The sequence below is a fragment of the Micromonospora sp. NPDC050495 genome, from assembly GCF_040655175.1.
In the GTDB taxonomy this organism is placed as follows: domain Bacteria; phylum Actinomycetota; class Actinomycetes; order Mycobacteriales; family Micromonosporaceae; genus Micromonospora.
The window spans coordinates 1-20,390 of sequence record NZ_JBFAJK010000020.1; the positions used below are offsets into that span (position 1 = coordinate 1).

Genomic DNA, 20,390 nt, shown 5'->3' on the forward strand with positions numbered 1-20,390 from the left:
GAGGGTGACCGGCGCAGGGATCAAGCCTGACCGCCCGGAGCCGGTCACCCTCGCCCCCAGCCCCAAGCGCAACCAGCACGCAGCCGCAACCAGCACGCAGCCGCAACCAGCAACAAGGCGCAACCAGCACGAAAGCCCAGCCAGCCCGAGCCGGAATCACACCGGAAGACCTACGTAGCGCTGATCGTTCCCGTCAGCAGCAGGCAGAGCACCAGGGTCCCGAGCGCCACCCGGTACAGCACGAACAGGTACAGCGTGTGATGGGCGACGTAGCGCAGCAGCCAGGCGATGGCCGCGTACCCGATGGCGAAGGCGATCACCGTGGCGACGACCATCTGCGCCACGCTCGGTGCCGCCGTGCCCGGCTCGGCCGGTTCGAAGACGTCGCCGAGGCTGAACACGCCGGAGAGCACCACCGCCGGAATGGCCAGCAGGAACGAGTATCGGGCCGCCGTCTCCCGGGTGAGGTTGAGCAGCAGGCCGAAGGTGAGCGTGCCGCCGGAGCGGGACACCCCGGGGATCAGCGCCATGGCCTGGGCGAAGCCCATGATGACGCCGTCGCGCATCCGGAAGTTCTCCAGCGTGCGGGTCTGCCGGCCCCAGTATTCGGCGAACGCCAGCACCAGGGCGAAGAAGATCAGCGTGAAGGAGATCAGATACAGGTTCCGGGCGGTGTCCCGGATGGCGTCCTTGAAGAGCAGGCCGAGGACGCCGATCGGAATGGTGCCGACGATGACGTACCAGCCCATCCGGTAGTCGAGGCTCGACCGGACGGAGCGGTCGACCAGCCCGAGGCACCAGGTCCGGATGATCCGCCAGATGTCCTTGAAGAAGTAGATGAGCACGGCCGCCTCGGTGCCGAGCTGGGTCACCGCGGTGAACGACGCGCCGGCGTCCCGGCCGAAGAAGATCGCCGAGGTGATCCGGAGGTGTCCGGACGAGGAGACGGGCAGGAATTCCGTGAGCCCCTGGACGATGCCCAGGACGATGGCCTCGACCCAGGTCACTCGCCGACCCCGGAGAGTTCCAGCGCCTCGGCGACGGTACGCAGGGTCTGCACGCCGCTGTCCCGGTCGGCCACGAACAGCGACACGGACAGGGTGGTCACGCCGGCGGCGGCGTACTCCCGCATCCGGTCGGCGATGCGCTCCTTCGGCCCGAGCAGCGAGGTCCGGTCGATGAACTCCATCGGCACCGCGGCGGCGGCGTCGCGTTGCCGCTTGGCGAGGTAGAGGTCCTGTACCTCGCGGGCCGCGTCGCCGTAGCCCATCCGGGTGGCGAGCTGGTTGTAGAAGTTCTGCTGGCGGCTGCCCATCCCGCCCACGTAGAGGGCGGCGTACCAGCGGACCAGCTCGGCGCAGGTGGCGATGTCGTCGCCCACCACGACCGGCACGGACGGGACGACGTCGAAGCCGGCCAGCTCCTTGCCGACCTTGGCCCGCCCGGCCCGGACGGAGGCGAGCTGCTCCTCGGCGAACTCGGGGGCGTAGAAGACCGCCAGCCACCCGTCGGCGATCTCGCCGGCCAGCTCCAGGTTCTTCGGGCCGACCGCGGCCAGGTAGATCGGGATGTGCTCGCGCGGCGGGTGGAAGCCGAGCCGCAGCGCCTTGCCCGGCCCGTCGGGCAGCGGCAGGGTGTAGTGCTCGCCGTCGTACGCGACCTGCTTGCGGGCGACCGCGAGCTTCACGATGTCGACGTACTCCCGGGTGCGGGCCAGGGGCTTGGCGAACCGGACGCCGTGCCAGCCCTCGGAGACCTGCGGGCCGGAGACGCCCAGGCCGAGCCGGAACCGGCCGCCGGAGAGCGCGTCGATGGTCGCCGCGGTCATCGCGGTCATCGCCGGGGTGCGGGCGGGGATCTGCATCACCGCGGCGCCCACGTCGATCCGCTCGGTCTGGCCGGCCATCCAGGCGAGCATGCTGGGCGAGTCGGAGCCGTAGGCTTCCGCGGCCCACACCACCGAGTAGCCGAGCCGGTCCGCCTCCTGGGCCAGGGCCAGGTGGTCGGCGGGTGTGCTCCACGCCGTCTGGTATCCGAGGCTGAGCCCGAGTCGCACTGGTCCTCCCACCGTCCGCACCACAGGTCGCATCAGGTTACGCAATGCCGGTGGGACGGCCGACCACCGGCTCGCCTCGAACACGTCACACCGGCCGGAAGGTTGAGCAGGAAGTTGACTCCGGGCGAGGATATCCGTGACGCCGGCTTCGAAATAAGGTTCACGCATGCAACAGCGACCGCTCGGCCGAAGCGGGCTGGCGGTATCGCGGCTCGCGCTCGGCACCATGACCTGGGGACGGGACACCGATGCCGACGACGCGGCCGCCCAGCTGAAGAGCTACCTCGACGCGGGTGGAAACCTGATCGACACCGCCGACGTGTACGCCGACGGCGACGCCGAGTCGGTGATCGGCGCGCTGCTGGGCAGCCTGGTGCCCCGGGACGATTTGCTGATCGCGACGAAGGCGGGGCTGCGGCCGGGCAGCGGGCGCCGCCGGGACGGCTCGCGGGGGCACCTGCTGCGCACCCTGGAGGCGTCGCTGCGCCGGCTCGGCACCGACCACGTCGACCTGTGGCAGGTGCACGGGTACGACCCGGACACCCCGCTGGAGGAGACGCTGTCGGCGCTGGACCACGCGGTGTCCAGCGGCAAGGCCCGCTACGTGGGGGTGTCGAACTTCGCCGGCTGGCAGACCGCGCGGGCCGCGGCCTGGCAGGCGGCCTGGCCGGGGCGGGCGCCGGTGGTCGCCGCCCAGGTGGAGTACTCGCTGCTGGAGCGGGGCGTGGAGCGGGAGGTGCTGCCCGCCTGCGAGGCGATGGGGCTGGGCGTGCTGCCCTGGTCGCCGCTGGGCCGGGGGGTGCTCACCGGCAAGTACCGGCACGGCCGGCCGGCCGATTCCCGGGCCGCGTCGCCGCACTTCGAGCGCTTCGTCGCCACGTATCTGGAGCCGCGCTGCTCGAGCATCGTGGAGGCGGTGGCCATCGCCGCGGGCGGGCTGGGCGTGTCTCCACTGGAGGTGGCGCTGGCCTGGATCCGGGACCGGCCCGGGGTGACCGCGCCGATCCTCGGCGCCCGGACCGTGGGGCAGCTGCTCGGGGCGTTGCAGGTGGAGCGGATGACGCTGCCGGCGGAGATCGTCACCGCGTTGGACGACGTCTCGGCGGTGCCGGTCGGCTATCCGGAGCGGGACGGCTGAGCCCACCCGCCCGGCCGCGGCCGCACGCCACGCGCGACGCGGCCACCGTCGGCGGTCGCCGGGCCACGGGGGGACGCGCTCACGGCCGGCGGGCGGCGGGGCCACGGGGCGCGAGGTGCTCACGGCCGGCGGCGGGGCTGCGGGGGGACGCGACGCGGGTCACGGTCAGGGGGTGGCGGCAGGCCACCGGGCTGGGCAGCATAGGGGTCATGGACTACGAATACGCGCCGCTGCGGTTGCCCGCGAATGTCGACCGGTTGACCGCCGCGGCGCAGTTGGCGATCCAGGCGGAGTTCTCCGGATGGGAGCTGGCCCGGGTGCGGCTGTACCGGGACGGGACGCGGCAGGTGGTGCTGCGCCGTCGCCGGGTCAACCAGCCGCAGCCGGGCCTGTCGTACTGACGGGGCTGGACGGGACCGGGGCCCGCACCGCTCGGCGGGGCCCCGGGCCGGTCACGGCCTAGTGGGCGTGGTCGTGATCGTGCTCCTCGTCGAGCTCGAGGAAGGGGTGCTCGTCGAGGCGGCCGACCAGCCGGTCGTCGACGGCGGGCTGGAACGGGCCGACCGGGTCGTCGTCGTCGAACGACTCCAGGTCGACCGGGGTACCGACCTCGCTGACCATGACCACCCCGTCGAGCGGCTCCAGCTCGGGCACGTCCAGCGCCGACAGCGACCCGTCGCCGCTCTGCAGCAGCTCCAGCACGGCCTCGCCGACCCCCTCGACCGGGGCCGCCTCGTCCTCCTCCGGAGTGCCCTCGCGGCGGGCCGCCTCGGCCACCCGGATCAGGGCCGACACGCTCGGCACCCGGTAGTCGCGGCGCTGCCGCACCGAGATGACCCGCGGGTGCGGGTCGGTGGCCTCGACGCCCTCGGCCGCGCCGAAGCGCTCGTCGGCCTCGTTCGGGTCGATCGACTCCACGTCCCACGGCGTCACCTCGCCGAACGCGTCGAGCAACTGCTCGTCGTACGCGAAGGAGGCGTTGTTCAACGCGACGTACGCCTGCCAGACGTCGTCGTCGTCGATGCGGCCCTGGGCCGCGCGGACCGCGGCCAGGTGGGCGCGGGCGGCGTCGATCACCCGCTCCAGTGCGGCGTCCAGCTCACCGTGCTGGTCGGTCATGTGTGGCAGTCCCTTCGCAGATGGGGGAGTTCCGCGCCGACGCCGGACGCGACGGACACGATTAGCAGTCGCGGAGAAACCGGTCGAGAACCCGCACGCCGAACTGTAGTCCGTCCACCGGGACCCGCTCGTCGATGCCATGGAACAGGCCGGAGAAATTGAGGTCGGCGGGCAGCCGCAGCGGCGCGAAGCCGAAGCAGCGGATGCCGAGCTGCGAGAACGCCTTGGCGTCGGTGCCGCCGGAGAGCATGTACGGCACCGGCCGGGCGCCCGGGTCCTCGGCGCGCAGCGCGGCGGACATCGCCTCGACCAGGTCGCCGTCGAAGGTGGTCTCCAGGGCCGGCTGGCGCTGGATGTACTCGATGGCGATGTCCGGGCCGACCAGCTCGCGCAGCTGCCGTTCCAGCAACTCGGACTGGCCGGGCAGGCTGCGGCAGTCGATGGTGGCGGTGGCCCGGCCGGGGATCACGTTGTCCTTGTAGCCGGCGCCCAGCCGGGTCGGGTTGGCGGTGTTGCGGATCGTCGCGCCGATGATGTTGGCGATCGGGCCGAGCTTGGCGATGGCGGTCTCCGGGTCGTCCGGGTCGATCTCGATGCCGAGCACCTCGGCGACCTCCGCCAGGAAGGCCCGTACGGTGTCGGTCATCACCACCGGGAAGCGGTGCCGGCCGATCCGGGCGACCGCCTCGGCGAGCGCGGTGACCGCGTTGTCGTCGTGCACCATCGAGCCGTGCCCAGGGCGGCCCTTGGCGTGCAGCCGCAGCCAGTCGATGCCCTTCTCGGCGGTCTCGATGAGGTAGAGCCGGCGCTGCTCGTCCACGGCGTAGGAGAAGCCGCCGACCTCGCCGATCGCCTCGGTGCAGCCGTCGAAGAGGTGGCGGTGCCGCCGGGCGAGGAAGTGCGCGCCGTAGTCGCTGCCGGCCTCCTCGTCGGCGGTGAAGGCGAGCACGATGTCGCGGGCGGGGCGGACGCCGGCGCGCTGCCAGCCGCGGACCACGGCGAGCACCATGGCGTCGAAGTCCTTCATGTCGATCGCGCCGCGGCCCCAGAGGTAGCCGTCGCGGATCTCCCCGGAGAACGGGTGCACCGACCACTCGTCGGGGTCGGCGGGGACGACGTCGAGGTGGCCGTGGACCAGCAGGGCGTCCCGGCCGGGGTCGGTGCCGGGGATCCGGGCGACCAGGTTGGCCCGGCCGGGCGCGGACTCCAGCAGCTCCGCCTCGATCCCGACCTCGGCGAGCCGCTCCGCGACGTACTCCGCCGCGCCGCGTTCGCCGGCGCTGGTGTCGTTGTCCCCGGTGTTGGTGGTGTCGATGCGCAGCAGGTCGCGGCAGAGGTCGACGACCTCGTCGGTGGGGTCCGGTCGGGCGGAAGCGGCGTCGCTCGTCATCGCTTCTTCATACCAGCCGCCGGGGTGGGCCGGCGCGCCCCGGCCCGGGCCCGGTTTCGCCGGCCGCGCCGCCGGGTACCGCCGGAGGCGCAACACCCGTCGATCGGTTCGCCGGGGTCGTGGCCCGGCGTCCGCCGCGCCGGGCCTGGGCGGCCGCCGCCGCCACCAGTCGAGGAGGGCGCCATGACCGTTCCGCTGCCGCCGCTGCCGCCCACCGCCGAGGACGCGTACCGGCCGGGCGGGCGGAGCCTGGCCGACCTGGTGGACCGGGAGCACCGGGCCCTGCTCGACCTGGCCGAGCAGGTGACCGCCCCGGGTCTGGACGACGCGCGCCGGCGGGAGGTGCTCGACGTGCTCACCGCGGCGGTGTCCCGGCACCTCTCGGCCGAGGAGCAGTACCTCTTCCCCGCCGTGCGGGCCGCCGTGCCGGAGATCGCGGCGCTGGTGGACCGGGAGATCGAGGCGGACGCCGCGCTGCTGACCGCCCTGAAGGGACTGTCGGCGCCGGACGGGCCGGCGCTGGCCGAGGTGGCCGAGCGGGTCCACCGGCACGTCAGCCGGGTGGCCGCGCTGGTCAGCCCGCTGCGGGCGGTGGCCAGCGACGCCGAGCTGATCCGGCTGGGCAACCGGTGGGAGATCGCCGAGGAGGCCGCGCCGACCCGGCCGCACCCGGGCACCCCGGCCACCCCGCCCTGGAACAAGATCGTGGAGCCGGCGGTGGGTGTGCTGGACAAGGTCCGCGACGTGGTGACCGGACGGCGCACCCGGCTGTCGGACCTGGAGCGACCGCGCGGGCAGTGAGCGGAGCCGATCGACCGATCGGCATGCGCCGATGTCCCACGGACCCTTCCGGATGCCGGTTCGTGGTCCTACGGTCACCGTATGAATCTGGAGCTGCGACACCTGCGGGTGGTCTGCGCGATCGCGGAGACGGGGAGCGTCACCAAGGCGGCCTCGACGCTCGGCCTGGCCCAGCCGGCGCTGACCGCCCAGCTCCAGCGCATCGAACGGGCCCTGGGTGGTCCGCTGTTCGAACGGGACCGCCGGGGCGCCCGGCCGACCGCCCTGGGTGAGCTGGTGCTGGACCGGGCCCGGGTGCTGCTGCCGGCGATGAAGGGCCTGCAGGACGAGGCGGCCCGACTGGCCGGGGCCGGGGACCCGGTGACCCGGTACCGGTTCGGCGGGGTGAACAGCCCGATCCTGGGCCGGCTGGTGCACCGGCTCGCCGCCGCCCGCCCCGAGGCGCAGATCAGCACGTACGCGTCGTGGTCCGGGGACGAGCTGGCCCAGCTGGTCGCCGGTGGCCGGCTCGACTTCGCGCTCACCGGCGTGTGCGGGGACGCCGCGCCACCCGCGGAGTTCGGGCTGTGCTGGCGGGAACTCGCCGTCGACCCGGTCTTCGTGCTGCTGCCGCAGCGCCACCCGATGGCCGACCGGGAGGAGATCCGCCTGGTGGACCTGAGCCGCGAGCAGTGGGTGGCCGCGCCCGGCGACGGCTGCTTCGGTGACTGCTTCGCGGCCGCCTGCGCCCGGGCCGGCTTCACCCCCCGCAAGGTGTACGAGGCGGACGTGCGCGGCTGCCTGGACCTGGTCGACGCGGGCGAGGCGGTGGCGCTGTGCCAGGCGACCTTCCGGCCGGTGGCCGGCCTGGTCACCCGCCGGCTGGCCGGGGTGCCGCTGCGCTGGCGGCTGCTGCTCGGCTGGCACCCGGACGCGCCGGCCGCCCGGGTCGCCGACACGGTGCTGGAGACGGCGGTGGCCGCGTACACCGACGCGCTGGCCAACCACCCGGACTACCTGGCCTGGCTGCCGCGCCACCCGGACTTCGGCGTCGCCGACCCGACCCGCCGGGGTGCGAACCGCCTGAGCGCGGGTATCACGGCGGTATGACTGATCTGTACCCGGCCGCCGACCAGCGGGAACTGCTGCGCCAGGCGGCCGCCGCGCACACCGCCGCCGCGCAGGACGTCGAGGCGTTCCTGCGCCGGCTGCCGGAGGTGCCCGAACCGGCCGACATCACCGAGTACGCCAACCTGCTCAGCCGGGAGGAGCGGGCCCGCGCCGACCGGCAGACGGCGGCCGACGCCGCCGGCCTGCAACTGCCGAGCATGGAGTCCGAGTAGCCGGCACGGCGACGGCGCCCGGGGGCTCCCGGGCGCCGTCGCCATGTCCGGTCAGCGTTCCACGAGCACGTCGTGGCCGAGGTCGAGCAGCGAGTGCCGCCACTCGTCGTCGGCGTTGCCGCGGCTCGGTTTCGCCGCGGCCAGCTCGCGGATCCGGTCGACGGCGTCCCGCATCACCTCGATGTCGTCCGGGGTGAGGTCCACCTTGCGCTTGGTGAGCACCTGCAGGATCCGCCGGCCGGGCTCGGGCAGGTTCAGGTCCGGGTTCGGGCCGAACGCCTCCTCCCCCGAGCCGCGGGTCAGCAGCCACTGGCGCAGCTGCTCGGAGGGGACGTTCACCTCGGCGTGGAAGTCGTCCCAGAGCACCTCGACCTCGGGGTCGAGTCGCGCCTCGCGTACCATCAGGCCTCCTCTCCCGGCGGTGAGCCGGACGGCGTCGGGTCACCCTCACCCTTCTCGGCGTGCTGCTTGAGCCCCTCCGGCGGCACCTTGACCCGGGTCGGGTTGGCCGTCGGCGGCGCGACGATCGGCTCGCTGCGCTCGCTGTCCTCCCGGGTCTCCTCGGGTTCGGTCATCTGCGGCCCTCCGATCCGTCGGGACGTCCCGTTCATCGCGGATGGGACGTGGTCGCGGCCGCGTGGCCGCGGTCGCCGGCGCCCACGTCGAAGGCGAGCTGACCGTCCCGCGCGTCGACGGTGACCCGCTGGCCGGGCGAGATCCCGTGCTCCAGCAGCATCCGGGAGAGCCGGTTGTCGACCTCCCGCTGGATGACCCGGCGCAGCGGCCGGGCACCGAACTCGGGCTGGTAGCCGTGCTCGGAGAGCCAGTCGATCCCGGCGGTGGTGAAGTCCACCTCGATGTCCTGGGCGTGCATCCGGCGGCGGGTCTCCTCCAGCAGCAGCTCGGTGATCTGGCGCAGCTGCTCGGCCTCCAGCCGGCGGAAGATGATCGTCTCGTCGATCCGGTTGAGGAACTCCGGGCGGAAGGTCTCCTGGAGCCGGCGCGTCAGCCGCTCGCGCAGCTCGTCGCTCTCCTGCTGGCTGCCGGGCTCGCCGGCGCCGAAGCCGACCGAACGCTGGGTGCCGGTGATCAGCTCCGCGCCGAGGTTGCTCGTCATGATCAGTACGGTGTTCTTGAAGTTCACCGTCCGACCCTGGCTGTCGGTGAGCCGGCCCTCGTCGAGCACCTGGAGCAGGATGTTGAACACGTCCGGGTGCGCCTTCTCGATCTCGTCGAGCAGCACCACGGCGTACGGGCGGCGGCGCACCGCCTCAGTGAGCTGGCCGGCCTCCTCGTAGCCGACGTACCCGGGTGGGGCGCCGACCAGCCGGCTGACCGTGTGCCGCTCCTGGAACTCGCTCATGTCCACCCGGATCATCCGGTCCGCCTCGCCGAAGAGCGCCTCGGCGAGGGCCCGGGCCAGCTCGGTCTTGCCGACGCCGGTGGGGCCGAGGAACAGGAAGCTGCCCATCGGCCGGTTCGGGTCGGCCAGCCCGGTACGCGACCGGCGCACCGCCTCGGCCACCGCGCTGACCGCCTCGTCCTGGCCGATGACCTTCTCGTGCAGGTGCCCCTCCAGGCGCAGCAACCGGTCCCGCTCCTCCTCGGTGAGCTGGCTGATCGGGATGCCGGTGGCCCGGGAGACCACCTCGGCGATCTCCTGCGGGCCGACCGAGGGCACCTGGCTGCCGCCGTCGTCGCCCTGCGCCCGGCGGATCTGTTCCTCCAGCTCGGCGGTCCGGTCGCGCAGCTGCGAGGCGCGCTCGTACTGCTCGTCGGAGACGGCCTGCTCCTTGTCCCGGCGTACCTCGTCGAGCTGCTGCTCCAGTTCCCGCACGTCCGAGGCCGGGGTGCGGGTGCGCAGCCGCACCCGGGCGCCGGCCTGGTCGATCAGGTCGATCGCCTTGTCCGGCAGGTACCGGTCGGTGATGTAGCGGTCGGAGAGCTCGGTGGCGGCCACCAGGGCCTCGTCGGTGAAGCGGACCTGGTGGTGCGCCTCGTAGCGGTCGCGCAGGCCGCGCAGGATGCTGACGGTGTCCTCGACGGTGGGCTCGGGGACCAGCACCGGCTGGAACCGGCGGGCCAGGGCGGCGTCCTTCTCGATGCTGCGCCGGTACTCGTCCAGCGTGGTCGCGCCGATCACCCGCAGCTCGCCCCGGGCGAGGGCCGGCTTGAGCATGTTGGACGCGTCCATGCCGCCCTCGCTGCCGGCGCCGCCCGCGCCGACCAGGGTGTGGATCTCGTCCAGGAAGATGATCAGCTCTTCGCGGTGGGCCCGGATCTCGTCGATCACCTTCTTGAGGCGCTCCTCGAAGTCGCCGCGGTAGCGGGTGCCGGCGACCAGGCCGGCCAGGTCGAGCTGGATGACCCGCTTGCCGAGCAGGGTCTGCGGCACGTCGCCGTCGCAGATCCGCTCGGCCAGCCCCTCCACGATCGCGGTCTTGCCGACGCCGGCCTCACCGATCAGCACCGGGTTGTTCTTGGTGCGCCGGGACAGGATCTCCACGGCCTGCTCGATCTCGTCGGCCCGGCCGATCACCGGGTCGATCTGGTCCATCCGGGCCAGCTCGGTGAGGTCCTGGCCGTACTGGTCCAGGGTCGGGGTGCCGCGGTCCGGCTTCGGGCCGCTCATCGGGCCCCGCTCGGCGCTGGCCGCCTGCAACGACTCCGGCTGGATCCGCCCGGCGGCGAGCATCCGCCCGGCCGGCGACTCCGGGTTGAGCGGCAACGCCATCAGGATGTGCTCGGGCCCGATGTAGTTGGCCCCCATCGCCCGGCTGAGCTGGTGCGCGTCGAGCAGCGCCCGCTTCGCCGCCGGGGTGAGCGACAGGTTCGGCGGCACCTCACCCCGGGGCGCCCCCTCGCCGCGCCCGCCGAGCGCGTTGACCAGGGTGTCCGGGTCGGCGCCGGCGCGGCGGACCAGGTCGCGCAGCGGCTCCCGTTGCAGCGCCGCCCAGAGCAGGTGGTCGGTGTCCAGGTCGTTGCTGTGTTTCTGGGCCGCCCGCCGGGCGGCGTCGGCGAGCATCTCCCGGGCGTCCGCGGTCATCAGCCGGGTGATGTCGACCCGGTGCGCCGGCCGGCGTCCCCCCTCGCTCCGGCCGAAGTAGCGGGCCAGGAACTCGTCCCACGGGTCGTTGCCGAAGTCACCGGGTCCCATCATCTCTGTCCTCCGCAGTCGGTCGGCACGGCCGGGACGCGACATGGCGCGGCACGGTCGGCGGTGGCTACCCGGCGGTCGGCGCGACAAACGCGGGCGGGTGGCGGGGGACACCGGCCGGGACCGGTGGCAGGCTGGGGGCATGGAGAGCAGACCGCTGCTGATCGTCGACGGGGCGAACGTGGTGGGCTCGCGCCCGAACGGCTGGTGGCGGGACCGGGCCGGCGCCGCCGCCCGGCTGCGCGACGCGCTGGTGCCGCTGGCCGAGACGGGGGTGCCGCCGGAGCTGCCCCCGCCGGTGGAGGTGGTGCTGGTGGTGGAGGGCGCGGCCCGTGGCGTCGGTGCGGTGCCCGGGGTCGGCGTGGTGGCCGCGCCGGGCTCCGGCGACGACACCATGGTCGAGCTGGTCGCGGCCGCGCCGGACCGCCGGTGCGTGGTGGTCACCGCCGACCGGGAACTGCGGGCCCGGGTGGGCGCGCTGGGCGCGCAGGTGCACGGCCCGCGCTGGCTGCCGCACTGACCGGTACGCCGGCCGGGCGTCCGTGCACGGGACCGGCTGTCCCGCCGGCGGGACCGGCGGACCCGCGTTCCGGTGGGCTTCGCGCACGTCAGCGGCCTATTCGGACAGCCGGGCAGGAATGGCACGAGGGCGGATGTTCGGCCATCCGGCGGGATGGGTTGTAATGGAGATCTCCCCCGCCCCCAGGAGGTCCGCCGTGGCGAGCGTCGCCGAGCTGAAGGCCGCCATTGATGTCGCCCTCGAGCAGATAGGTGACGGCCAGACAGCGGTGCAGGCGGCCGGCGAGAAACTGGCCGAGGCGCAGCAGACCCTGGCCGGCGCGCTGGAGGGCAGCGGCCACGAGACCGTCGAGGCGGCCCAGGCGTCGCTCACCCAGGCCGCCCAGGAGCTGGAGGAATGCCTCGCCGCCACGCTGGTCGCGGTGGAGCAGGCACAGCTCTACGTCGCCAGCCTCTGAGGGCCGGCCGTGTCCATCGTCGAGGACATCGGCGCGCAGGTGCGCGCCGCCGCCGAGGAGCTGCCGCTGGCGCAGCTCGCCGCCGCGCTGGAGAAGTTCGGCCAGGCCACCGAGCGGTTGCGCTGGGTGCGCCAGGAGTCGGCGAACCCGATGGGGGTGCCGGAGCTGTCCGCGGCGACCGAGCACGCCGAGACCGCCGGGTACGCGCTGCGGGTGGCCCAGGAACAGCTGTCGGCGTACCTGGGCGCGATCGGGCTGGCCGGCGACGGGGCGCCGGCGCCGACCGGCGGCGACCGCCGGCCCCGGCACGACGCGCCCCCGGGTGACGCCCCGCGGCCCGGGCCGGCCGGCGGGCCGCCGCCGGACGAGCAGCCGGCCGTACGGCGCTGGTGGGCGGTGCGGGTGGCGGAGCTGACCGGGGGCCGGGAGGGCGGGCCGGACGGGCCGGACGAGCGGGCCGGCGACTCCCAGGAGCTGCTGCGCCGGGTGGTCACCGGGGTCCGCTCGGGCGACCGGGACCGGCTGCACCGGGAGCTGCGCGGGGCGCACGCCGACGTGGGGCTGGGGCTGGCCGCGATCGCCCCGCCGCTGCTGCGCGACCTGGCCGGCGAGCTGCTCGGCCACCCGCCGCGCGCCGACGACCTGTCCCGGCTGCGCCGCGAGCTGGACAGCCGGGTGCACGACCTGCTGCCCGGGCTGCCGCCGCCGGTGCTGCACACCCTGCTGACCCGGGTGTGCCGGATGCCCCCGCCGCGCCGCGCCGGGGACGACGCGCAGCCGCACGCCGCCGACCCGGCCGTCACCGCCGGGGTGGTCACCGGGGTCCTGCTGGACCGGCTCGGCCGGGACCTGCCCCGGGAGGCCGACGGGCGGGAGCCGTCCCGTGGCTGACGTCCGCGCCCAACTGGTGTCGCGGGTCCGGGGGCTGCTCTCCGAGGCCCTCGGCGCGACCCGCAGCCGGCTCGCCGCCGCCGACGCCGACCTGACCGCCGGGCGGGACCGGCTGGCCCGGGTGCGCCGCGCCGCGGCGGCCGTACCCGAGCGGGTGGGCGCCGCCCGCGACGGCCGGCTCGCCGAGATCGACGCCCGGCACGCGGCGCGCATCGCGGAGCTGACCCGCCGGGCCGCCGCGGCGGCCGGCCGGGAGGCGCCGGGCGCGGCGTCGGCCGGCTGGGACGGGTGGCGGCCCACGCCGGCCGGCCGGGCCGAGACCCCCGGCGCGGTCCGGATCGGCACGGTACGCGTCCCCGGCGGCGAGCCGGTGCCCGCGCTGGTGCCGCTGCTGGACGCCGGGCACGCGCAGCTCGCCGGCGGCGACCGCGACGGCCTCGCGGCCGTGGTCCCCGCCCTGCTGCTGCGCTCGGTGGGCCGCGCCGAACCGGGCGGCGTCCGGCTCTTCGGCTACGACCCCGAGCACCTCGGCGGCGGGCTGGCCGGCTTCGCCCCGCTCGGCACCGCCGGGCTGCTCACCTTCGTCGGCCCCGGCGGGCTGGGCCGGCTCCTGGACGACCTGGTCGAGCAGATCCGCCGGATCAACGAGACCGTGCTGGCCGGCGAGTACCCGTCGTTGCGCGCCCTCGCGGCGGCCACCGGCCGCCGCCCCGAGCCGTGGCGGGTGGCGGTGCTGCTCGGCGGGGACGAGCTGTCCCGGCACGAACGCGGCCAGCTCGACCGGGTGGTCCGCACCGGCGCGGCCTGCGGCGTGCACCTGGTGGTGCGCGGCGTCGCGCTGCCCGACGACCCGACGGTCACCCGGATCGTGGTGGAGCCGGACGACGCCCGCATCGCCGGGCTGCCGGTGGTGCTCGACCCGCCGCCGCCGGCCGCGCTGGTCACCGAGACCTGCCGGGAGGTGGCGTCGCGGGTCAACGCGGGGCCGCCGCCGGCGCCCTTCACCGACCTGCTGCCCGCCGAGTACTGGCAGGAGGACTCGGCGCACGGGCTGACCGCGCCGATCGGCGAGGGCCGGCACGGCCGTCCGGTGCTGCTCAGCCTCGGCGACTACCCGCCGCACGCGCTGATCGGCGGCCCGTCCGGCACCGGCAAGACCAACCTGATCTTCGCGTGGATCGGCGCGCTGGCCGCCCGCTACTCCCCCGCCGAGCTGGAGTTCTACCTGCTCGACTTCAAGGAGGGGGTGTCCTTCGCCCGGTTCGCCCAGGGCCGGCGCGACCCGAGCTGGCTGCCGCACATGCGGCTGGTCGGCATCAACGTCAACACCGACCGGGAGTTCGGCCTGGCGCTGCTGCGGTTCCTCGCCGAGGAGCTGCGCCGGCGGGCCGACGCCGCCAAGAAGCACGAGGTCACCAAGCTGGCCGAGCTGCGCGCGGTGGACCCGACCGGGCACTGGCCGCGGATCGTGGCGGTGGTCGACGAGTTCCAGGCGCTGCTCGCCGGCCGGGACGTGGTCGCCCGGGAGGCCGCCGACCTGCTGGAGGACCTGGCCCGCCGGGGCCGGTCGCAGGGCATCCACCTGGTGCTCGCCTCGCAGGACGTCCGCGGCATCGAGGCGCTGTGGGGGCGGCCCGCCCTGGTCGCCCAGTTCACCCTGCGGATCGCGCTGCCCAAGGCGCTGCGCATCCTGGCCGAACGCAACGACGCGGCGCAGTCGCTGCCCCGCCACCACGCCGTGGTCAACGCCGAATCCGGGCTGGTCGAGGGGAACGAGGTGGCCCGCATCCCGTCGGCCAGCGACTGGGAGACCTGGAGCGAGTTGCAGCACCGGCTGTGGCGGATGCGCCCGCAGGACGCCGCCCCGGCCCGGCTCTTCGACGGCGACGCCGTCCCGAGGCTCACCGAGGCGCCGGACTACCGCGCCCTGACCGCCCCCGAGCAGGGCGTGCCGCGCACCCCGGTGGCGCTGCTCGGGGAGATCATCGACGTGCAGGCCCGCTCGGCGGCGCTGCGCCTGCCCCGGGCGCCGGGCCGGAACCTGGCGGTCCTCGGCACCCGGATCGACGAGGCGTGCGCGGTGCTCGACGCCGCGGCGCGCTCGCTGGCCGGCCAGCACCGCCCCGGCACCGCCCGGTTCTCCATCGCCTGCCTCGACCCGGACGCCGACCCGGCCGCCCGGGCCCTCTACGAGGACCTGGCCGACAACGCCGCCTGGTACGACGAGGAGACCGTGCCCGAGCTGATGGCCGAGGTGGGCGACGGGCTCGGCGCCCCGGGCGCCCCGAGCAGCCCGCACTACCTGCTGCTCTACGCGGTCGACGCGGCGGCCGGGCAGCTCGCCGGCAAGGCGGGCCGGCGCACCGGGCTGGAGCAGCTGCGCCGGATCCTGCACGACGGGCCGGAACGGCGTACGCACGTGCTGGCCTGGTGGCGCGGGGTGGGGCGGATGCGGGCCGACCTGGGCGGCGCGGGGGCCCGGCTGGACCAGATCGGGGCCTGGGTGGCGCTGGACGTGCAGGGCGCCGAGCTGAGCGGCGCCCTCTATCCCGGCACCGGCGGGCCGGACTGGTACCCGCGCCCGTGGCGGGGGCTCTACTTCGACCGGGCGGTGCACCGCACCGGACAGGTGATCATCCCTTATGGTCCGTCCCGATGAACGAACCGGTCACCAGTGAGACGTACGCCGCCCAGCTCCGCCGGCTCGCCGAGCTGACCGCCCGGGTGGCCGCCCAGCGCGCCGAGGCGCACAGCTGGTACGCCCAGCAGTGCGCGGCCGCCGAGCGGGCCGTGGCGGAGGCCACCGAGCAGGTCCGGCGGGCCGAGGCGGAACTGGCCGAGGCCCGGGACCTGGTGGAACGGGTCGACGCCGAGGCCGCCCACCTGTGGGGGCAGCTGCGGGCGCGGATCGGCGCGGGCGGGCGGCGGCTCGGTGACCCGCCGGGTCCGGCCCGGGACGCCACCGGTGATCCGGTGCCGCTGCTGCGCGGGGTTCGCGAGCTGCTGGACCGCACCCGCCAGCCGGGCGAGCTGCCCGGCTCGACCAACCCGCTGCTGGTCGCCTGCGGGGTCGGCGGCGCGGTCGTCGCGTACGCGCTGGGGCTGGCCGCGCGGGCGCTCGGGCACGGCTCCGGCGGTGACCTGGCGGTGGGTATGCCGGTGCTGGCGCTGGTGATCACCCTGCTCGGGCCGCTGGTCGGGCTGGCGCCGGCCCGGTTCCTGGCCGACCGGCGGCACGCGGTGCTGACCCCCCGCCCGATGCTGCTGGTGGCCGGCGCCGGCCTGCTGACCACCCTCCTCCTGCTCGCCCTCGCCTCTCGCTGAGCGGCTGATCGACGGGGTCGGGGCGGTCGGTTAGCGTGGCGGCATGGGATCGACGTTGACCGAGGCGACGGATCCGTACTGCCTGCGGGTGGGCGAGAGCGCGAAGCTGCTGCACGGCCATCCCTGGCGGCGGTTCGTGGTGCTGGGCGACAGCGTGGCCGAGGGCCTGTGCGAGCCGGTCGACGGATATCCGGACGTGCAGTGGGCCGACCGGATCGCCGCCGAGCTGCGCGCGGTCCGGCCCGGGTTGGCGTACCTGAACCTGGGCCGGCGAGGGCTGCGGGCGCACGAGGTGCGGGCCGCCCAGCTCGGCCCGGCGCTGGAGTTCGGTCCGGACCTGGCGCTGGTGGTCTGCGGGGGCAACGACGCGTTCCGGTCCGGCTACGACGCGGACGCGGTGGACGCCGACCTGGCCGCGATGATCACCGCGCTGCGCGGGGCCGGGGCGGACGTCATCACGGTCGGCATGTTCGACGTGTCGCACAGCCCGGCGGTGCCGGCGGCGCTGCGCGCCGGGCTCGGTGCGCGGATGTGCCGGCTCGCCGCCCACACCGGACGGCTGGCGGCCCGGCTGGGCACCGTCCACGTGCACCTCACCGACCACCCGGCGGTCGCCGACCCGTCCCTGTACAGCGGCGACGGCCGGCACGGCAGCGCGCGCAGCGACGCGATCGCCGCCGCCGAGACCGTCCGTGCCCTGGCCGCCCACCTGGACGCCGCACGCCGCCGGAGCGCTGACGCGCCGGGCGAGGTGGGCCCGGAAACCGGGCCCGACCTGCCACAATCGGCCGATGTCACTCTTCCCGGCGACGCGACCGGCCGGCACGGCGGTCGCTGACCAGGCTCGACTGTTCGAGGCGGTCGAGGAGGCGCTGCCCGCGCTCGGCCCCGACGGCGGCGGCGCGCCGAACAACGACGCGGGCGCGCTCGGCTGGGGGTTCTCCTGGCGGATGCAGGCCTTCCTGCTGATGGCCGAGGCGACCGGCGACCCCGCGTACCTGCACCGGCTGGTGGAGATGGCCGACGCCGTGCTCGCCGTCCGCGACGACCGGCGGGGCGTGCGCGACCACCGGGAGCTCAGCCTGCCGGTGTGGAGTTCGGCGGGCAAGTACACGGTGTGCGGCGCCACGGTGCCGGACGAGGACGGCGTCCCGGCCCTGCGCGTGCACCTCTGCCCACCGCACGCGCTGCGGGCCACCGTCCGGGTGGTGCCCGGGCCGGACGGTACGTTCACGCTCACCATCGTCCGGCCCGGCGACCACCTCCCGATCGTGCTGCCGGAGCTGAGCCTCGATTCCGGCGACCCGCGGCGCGCCGACCGGGTGGCGTACGACCGGCACACCCGCGAGGACGCCATCACCGTGGAGCTGCTGCCGGGGCCGGGCGAGGCGGCCGACCGGCCCCGCCGACTCCGGGCGGGGACCCACCGGCTGCAACCCGCCCGGGTGGCGCTGGCCGCGCAGACCGGCATGATCGCCTATCCGCTGGCGGGTCTCGCCCGGCTGGCCCGGGAACGGCCCGACCTGGTCCACGCCGCCGTCGCCGCGAAGACCGAGGACTATCTCGCGGCGGCGCACGAGGCGCTCGCCGCGCACGACCACCAGTGGCGGGTCACCGACGCCGGCGAGGGCCACTACGTCTGGCTGCCCGACGAGCCGGTCGGCTTCGCGGGCGCCGAACTGCCCACCAACGAGTTCCTGGCCGTCGGCCGGACGCTGATCCAGCTCGCCGCCGTGACCGGTGACCGGACGTACGCCGAGCGCGCGACGGCCACGGCCCGGGCGCTGCGCGGGCAGCTGACGGAGCGGGCCGGCGGGTTCGTCTGGCCGTACTGGCCCTCGTTCGGGCGGGTCTACCGGGGCTGGACGAGAACGGGTGACCGGGACCGCGACGGGTCGCACTTCCGTCCCCTGTTCCCCGCGCTGCCGGTCGCCGAGGACAGCACCCACGCGCTCCTCGACGTCGACTTCGCCGTGCTGTACGCCTCGACGCCCGGCCTTCCTGAGGTGTTCTCGGCCGCCGACATGCGGACGCTGGCGCGCACCTTCACCCGCCACGTCTACCTGCGCCGCCTCGGCCGGCGCCCGACCGTGCGCCGGTACATCGGCGGCGCGGACCGGCCCGGCACGGCACACCACGAGGCGCAGGTCGCGGCGTGGCTGCCGCTGCACCAGTGGGACCCGCGGGTGGCCCGGCGGGTCGCCGCGGTCCACCGCCGACGCCGGTCGGGGGCGGTGCAGAGTGTGGACGCGTACTGCGCCGCGCTGCTGGCCCGCTGGCGCCGCCCCTGACCGTCGGGGTCGGCACGACGACGAACCTCCTGGCGGGTCCGATACATCGAGCTGCGACTATTTGCTGTGGAGTGAACTCCAGGCGGCATGCTTACCGCCATGGAGATCGACGCCGCCGCGCTCGACCGGCCGACCATCGGGCAGGTGTCCGACCTGGTCGGCCTGTCCCCGGACACGCTGCGCTGGTATGAGCGCATCAGGGCGCCGTCCCGATCCCGGGCACGACCAGGATCCGTCACCTGCAGGACAACGTCGCCAGCGTCGCCCTCCCGTTGACCCCCGAGCACCTGCTGCGCATCACCGAGCTGGTACCCGCCGCGGCGGTGCGCGGTGAGCGGCTCGCCGCCTCCGCCGCGCGCTGGGTCGGTGCCTGACGGTCAGTCGGCGTCGGCCGCGAGCAGTCCGGTCAGCAGGCCGCGCAGGGTCCGTTCGAGGAGGTCCCGCCGGGGGGCGGCGGCCGGTGGCGCGGCGAACGCGGCGGCGAGGTGCGGGTACGCCGCGAGGTCGACGTGGTCGAAGCGGAGCGGGCCGGACGCCGTCTCGGCCCGGGCGAAGAGCGAGACCACGCCGGTGATCATGGCGATGGCCTCGAACTTCGCGGTGACCGGGGCGTGGACCGGCTGGAGGACGCGCAGGCAGGTGTCGAACCAGGCCAGGGCGTTCGGTCCGGGCGGGCCTGGGCGCGCGATGGCGTCGACCAGCCACCGGTGACGCCGGTAGAGCTCCAGCTGGCGGCGGGCCAGCAGCACCATCTCGTCGCGCCAGTCACCGGGGCCTTCCGGGTACGGCCGCAGCTTCCCCACGCACCGGTCGACCATCAGGGCCAGCAGGTCGTCGCGCGAGGACAGGTGCCGGTAGAGCGATCCGGCCGCCATGCCGAGGGCGTTGGCCACGGCTCGCATCGACACCGCCTCGAGCCCACCCGCGTCGGCCAGGTCGATCGCGGCGGCGACCATCGCGTCCCGGCCGTGGGTCGGTGCGGGGCCTCGGGTGCCACGTTCCGGACGGCTCCAGATGGACTGCCCGCCGGAATCCGTGGATGCGCCGCTCACCGCCCTAGTGTAAACTGCAAACACTGTTCGCGGTTTTGGGCTACCCGGGAGGTAAGCGGTGACGGAGCGGATCACGGCGCCGGACGGCGCGACGATCGTCCTGCACTCGACCGGCACCGGCCCGGGCATCGTGCTGGTGCACGGCGGCGGGGTCACCATCGACGAGTACCGGCGGCTGGCCGCACGCCTGGCCGACCGGTTCACCGTGCACCGATACAACCGGCGTGGCCGGGCGGACGCACCGGCCCGGCGGGAGCCGTACACGGTCGAGCAGGAGATCGACGATCTCGGCGCGGTGCTCGCGCACACCGGCGCCCGCCGGGCGGTCGGGCACAGCTACGGCGCGTTCGTCGTGCTGCGGGCCGCGTTGCGGCTGCCGCTGGACCAGGTCGTCAGCTACGACGCGCCGCTCTGCCTCAGCGGGCGCGGACTGCCGACCGCGTTCCTCGACCCGGCCGAGGAGGCGGTCCGCGCCGGGAACATCCCGCAGGCGATGGCCCTGGTCGGCGCGGCCGTCAACCCCCAGGACGCCGCGTCAAGACTTCCGCTCGGCGTGCAGACCGCGATCTGCCGGCTGTTCCTACGCACCCCGATCGGCCGCCGGATGCGTGAGCTGCTGCCCATGACGCTGCTGGAGAGCCGGCAGATCCAGGCCCACGACGGACCGGCGGAGGACTACGCGGGGATCGGCGCCGAGGTGCTGCTGGCCTGCGGGGCCAAGGCCGCGCCCTGGTATCCCGAGGTGAACGACCTCCTGGCCGCCGTGCTGCCGCGGGCCCGGACGCTGACCGTTCCCCGCTGCGGTCACAACGGCATCGCCGCCGCGCCACCCCGCCTGGTCGACCCGATCGCGGCGTTCCTCGCCGCCCCGA

General features: G+C 75.1%; 21 protein-coding genes and 1 pseudogene. 14 read left to right on the top strand and 8 right to left on the bottom strand.

Annotation, left to right across the window (positions count from 1 at the left end; genetic code table 11):
* Window positions 1-170: 170 nt before the first annotated feature.
* Entirely contained in the window at window positions 171-1,007 is an 837-nt protein-coding gene (locus tag AB0I11_RS19920; RefSeq protein WP_357322201.1) for an undecaprenyl-diphosphate phosphatase, read from the bottom strand.
* Window positions 1,004-2,056, bottom strand: a complete 1,053-nt coding sequence (locus tag AB0I11_RS19925) for an LLM class F420-dependent oxidoreductase (protein WP_357322204.1) — start codon at window positions 2,054-2,056, stop codon at window positions 1,004-1,006. The genes AB0I11_RS19920 and AB0I11_RS19925 overlap by 4 nt, the downstream gene beginning before the upstream one ends.
* Window positions 2,057-2,222: 166 nt before the next feature.
* Here AB0I11_RS19925 and AB0I11_RS19930 point away from each other — a divergent pair, with 166 nt between their 5' ends.
* Together AB0I11_RS19930 and AB0I11_RS19935 are read left to right on the top strand one after the other, a co-directional pair.
* The gene (locus tag AB0I11_RS19930) at window positions 2,223-3,194 is read left to right on the top strand and encodes an aldo/keto reductase (RefSeq protein ID WP_357322207.1); all 972 of its coding nucleotides are present in this window, start codon (window positions 2,223-2,225) and stop codon (window positions 3,192-3,194) included.
* A gap of 209 nt (window positions 3,195-3,403) precedes the next feature.
* Window positions 3,404-3,595 carry a DUF5703 family protein gene (locus AB0I11_RS19935; RefSeq protein WP_046570170.1) on the top strand — a complete coding sequence of 64 codons (192 nt, stop codon included), beginning with the start codon at window positions 3,404-3,406 and terminating at the stop codon, window positions 3,593-3,595.
* Between the two features lie 58 nt (window positions 3,596-3,653).
* On the opposite strand, the gene AB0I11_RS19940 is transcribed toward AB0I11_RS19935, so the two are convergent.
* Complete coding sequence (locus AB0I11_RS19940) at window positions 3,654-4,313, bottom strand: hypothetical protein (protein ID WP_357322211.1); 660 nt, start codon at window positions 4,311-4,313, stop codon at window positions 3,654-3,656.
* Between the two features lie 61 nt (window positions 4,314-4,374).
* A complete protein-coding gene (locus AB0I11_RS19945) occupies window positions 4,375-5,703 on the bottom strand; it encodes a M20/M25/M40 family metallo-hydrolase (RefSeq protein WP_357322214.1) in 1,329 nt (442 codons plus the stop codon).
* A 183-nt stretch (window positions 5,704-5,886) separates the two neighbouring features.
* On the opposite strand from AB0I11_RS19945, the gene AB0I11_RS19950 reads away from it, so the two are divergent.
* The 3 genes from AB0I11_RS19950 (at window position 5,887) to AB0I11_RS19960 (ending at window position 7,826) form a co-directional block, all read left to right on the top strand.
* Window positions 5,887-6,504 (top strand): hemerythrin domain-containing protein, encoded by a 618-nt coding sequence (locus AB0I11_RS19950; RefSeq protein WP_357322217.1) that lies wholly within the window; start codon window positions 5,887-5,889, stop codon window positions 6,502-6,504.
* 81 nt (window positions 6,505-6,585) lie between these two features.
* Entirely contained in the window at window positions 6,586-7,593 is a 1,008-nt protein-coding gene (locus tag AB0I11_RS19955; protein ID WP_357322220.1) for a LysR family transcriptional regulator, read from the top strand.
* The gene (locus AB0I11_RS19960) at window positions 7,590-7,826 is read left to right on the top strand and encodes a hypothetical protein (protein ID WP_357322223.1); all 237 of its coding nucleotides are present in this window, start codon (window positions 7,590-7,592) and stop codon (window positions 7,824-7,826) included. The genes AB0I11_RS19955 and AB0I11_RS19960 overlap by 4 nt, the downstream gene beginning before the upstream one ends.
* A gap of 51 nt (window positions 7,827-7,877) precedes the next feature.
* On the opposite strand, the gene AB0I11_RS19965 is transcribed toward AB0I11_RS19960, so the two are convergent.
* Genes AB0I11_RS19965 through AB0I11_RS19975 form a run of 3 tightly spaced genes read right to left on the bottom strand, consistent with a single transcriptional unit; the run spans window position 7,878 to window position 10,986 of the window.
* Complete coding sequence (locus AB0I11_RS19965) at window positions 7,878-8,228, bottom strand: DUF3140 domain-containing protein (RefSeq protein WP_357322226.1); 351 nt, start codon at window positions 8,226-8,228, stop codon at window positions 7,878-7,880.
* On the bottom strand, window positions 8,228-8,401 hold the full coding sequence (locus tag AB0I11_RS19970) for a hypothetical protein (protein WP_357322229.1): 174 nt from the start codon (window positions 8,399-8,401) through the stop codon (window positions 8,228-8,230). Before AB0I11_RS19970 ends, AB0I11_RS19965 begins: the two co-directional genes overlap by 1 nt.
* A gap of 32 nt (window positions 8,402-8,433) precedes the next feature.
* Window positions 8,434-10,986, bottom strand: coding sequence for an ATP-dependent Clp protease ATP-binding subunit (locus AB0I11_RS19975; RefSeq protein ID WP_357322232.1), 2,553 nt, complete (start codon window positions 10,984-10,986; stop codon window positions 8,434-8,436).
* 139 nt (window positions 10,987-11,125) lie between these two features.
* Here AB0I11_RS19975 and AB0I11_RS19980 point away from each other — a divergent pair, with 139 nt between their 5' ends.
* The 8 genes and pseudogenes from AB0I11_RS19980 (at window position 11,126) to AB0I11_RS20015 (ending at window position 18,742) form a co-directional block, all read left to right on the top strand.
* Window positions 11,126-11,503 carry a hypothetical protein gene (locus AB0I11_RS19980; RefSeq protein WP_357322235.1) on the top strand — a complete coding sequence of 126 codons (378 nt, stop codon included), beginning with the start codon at window positions 11,126-11,128 and terminating at the stop codon, window positions 11,501-11,503.
* A gap of 196 nt (window positions 11,504-11,699) precedes the next feature.
* Window positions 11,700-11,960 (top strand): hypothetical protein, encoded by a 261-nt coding sequence (locus tag AB0I11_RS19985; RefSeq protein WP_357322486.1) that lies wholly within the window; start codon window positions 11,700-11,702, stop codon window positions 11,958-11,960.
* 9 nt (window positions 11,961-11,969) lie between these two features.
* Window positions 11,970-12,851, top strand: a complete 882-nt coding sequence (locus AB0I11_RS19990) for a hypothetical protein (RefSeq protein ID WP_357322239.1) — start codon at window positions 11,970-11,972, stop codon at window positions 12,849-12,851.
* Window positions 12,844-15,510 carry an FtsK/SpoIIIE domain-containing protein gene (locus AB0I11_RS19995; protein WP_357322242.1) on the top strand — a complete coding sequence of 889 codons (2,667 nt, stop codon included), beginning with the start codon at window positions 12,844-12,846 and terminating at the stop codon, window positions 15,508-15,510. Before AB0I11_RS19990 ends, AB0I11_RS19995 begins: the two co-directional genes overlap by 8 nt.
* Complete coding sequence (locus AB0I11_RS20000; RefSeq protein WP_357322245.1) at window positions 15,507-16,175, top strand: hypothetical protein; 669 nt, start codon at window positions 15,507-15,509, stop codon at window positions 16,173-16,175. The genes AB0I11_RS19995 and AB0I11_RS20000 overlap by 4 nt, the downstream gene beginning before the upstream one ends.
* Window positions 16,176-16,218: 43 nt before the next feature.
* Window positions 16,219-16,890: pseudogene (locus AB0I11_RS20005) on the top strand (SGNH/GDSL hydrolase family protein); the annotation flags it as partial.
* 76 nt (window positions 16,891-16,966) lie between these two features.
* Window positions 16,967-18,466, top strand: a complete 1,500-nt coding sequence (locus tag AB0I11_RS20010) for a hypothetical protein (RefSeq protein ID WP_357322248.1) — start codon at window positions 16,967-16,969, stop codon at window positions 18,464-18,466.
* A 99-nt stretch (window positions 18,467-18,565) separates the two neighbouring features.
* Window positions 18,566-18,742: a MerR family DNA-binding transcriptional regulator gene (locus tag AB0I11_RS20015; RefSeq protein WP_357322250.1), complete on the top strand. Its 177-nt coding sequence runs from the start codon at window positions 18,566-18,568 to the stop codon at window positions 18,740-18,742.
* Window positions 18,743-18,843: 101 nt separating this feature from the next.
* Here the strand turns inward: AB0I11_RS20015 and AB0I11_RS20020 are convergent, their stop codons facing one another.
* Window positions 18,844-19,518: a TetR/AcrR family transcriptional regulator gene (locus AB0I11_RS20020; RefSeq protein ID WP_357322253.1), complete on the bottom strand. Its 675-nt coding sequence runs from the start codon at window positions 19,516-19,518 to the stop codon at window positions 18,844-18,846.
* Window positions 19,519-19,576: 58 nt separating this feature from the next.
* Between AB0I11_RS20020 and AB0I11_RS20025 the strand changes: the two genes are divergently transcribed.
* The coding region (locus AB0I11_RS20025) for an alpha/beta hydrolase (protein ID WP_357322256.1) at window positions 19,577-20,390 on the top strand (814 nt) is incomplete at its 3' end.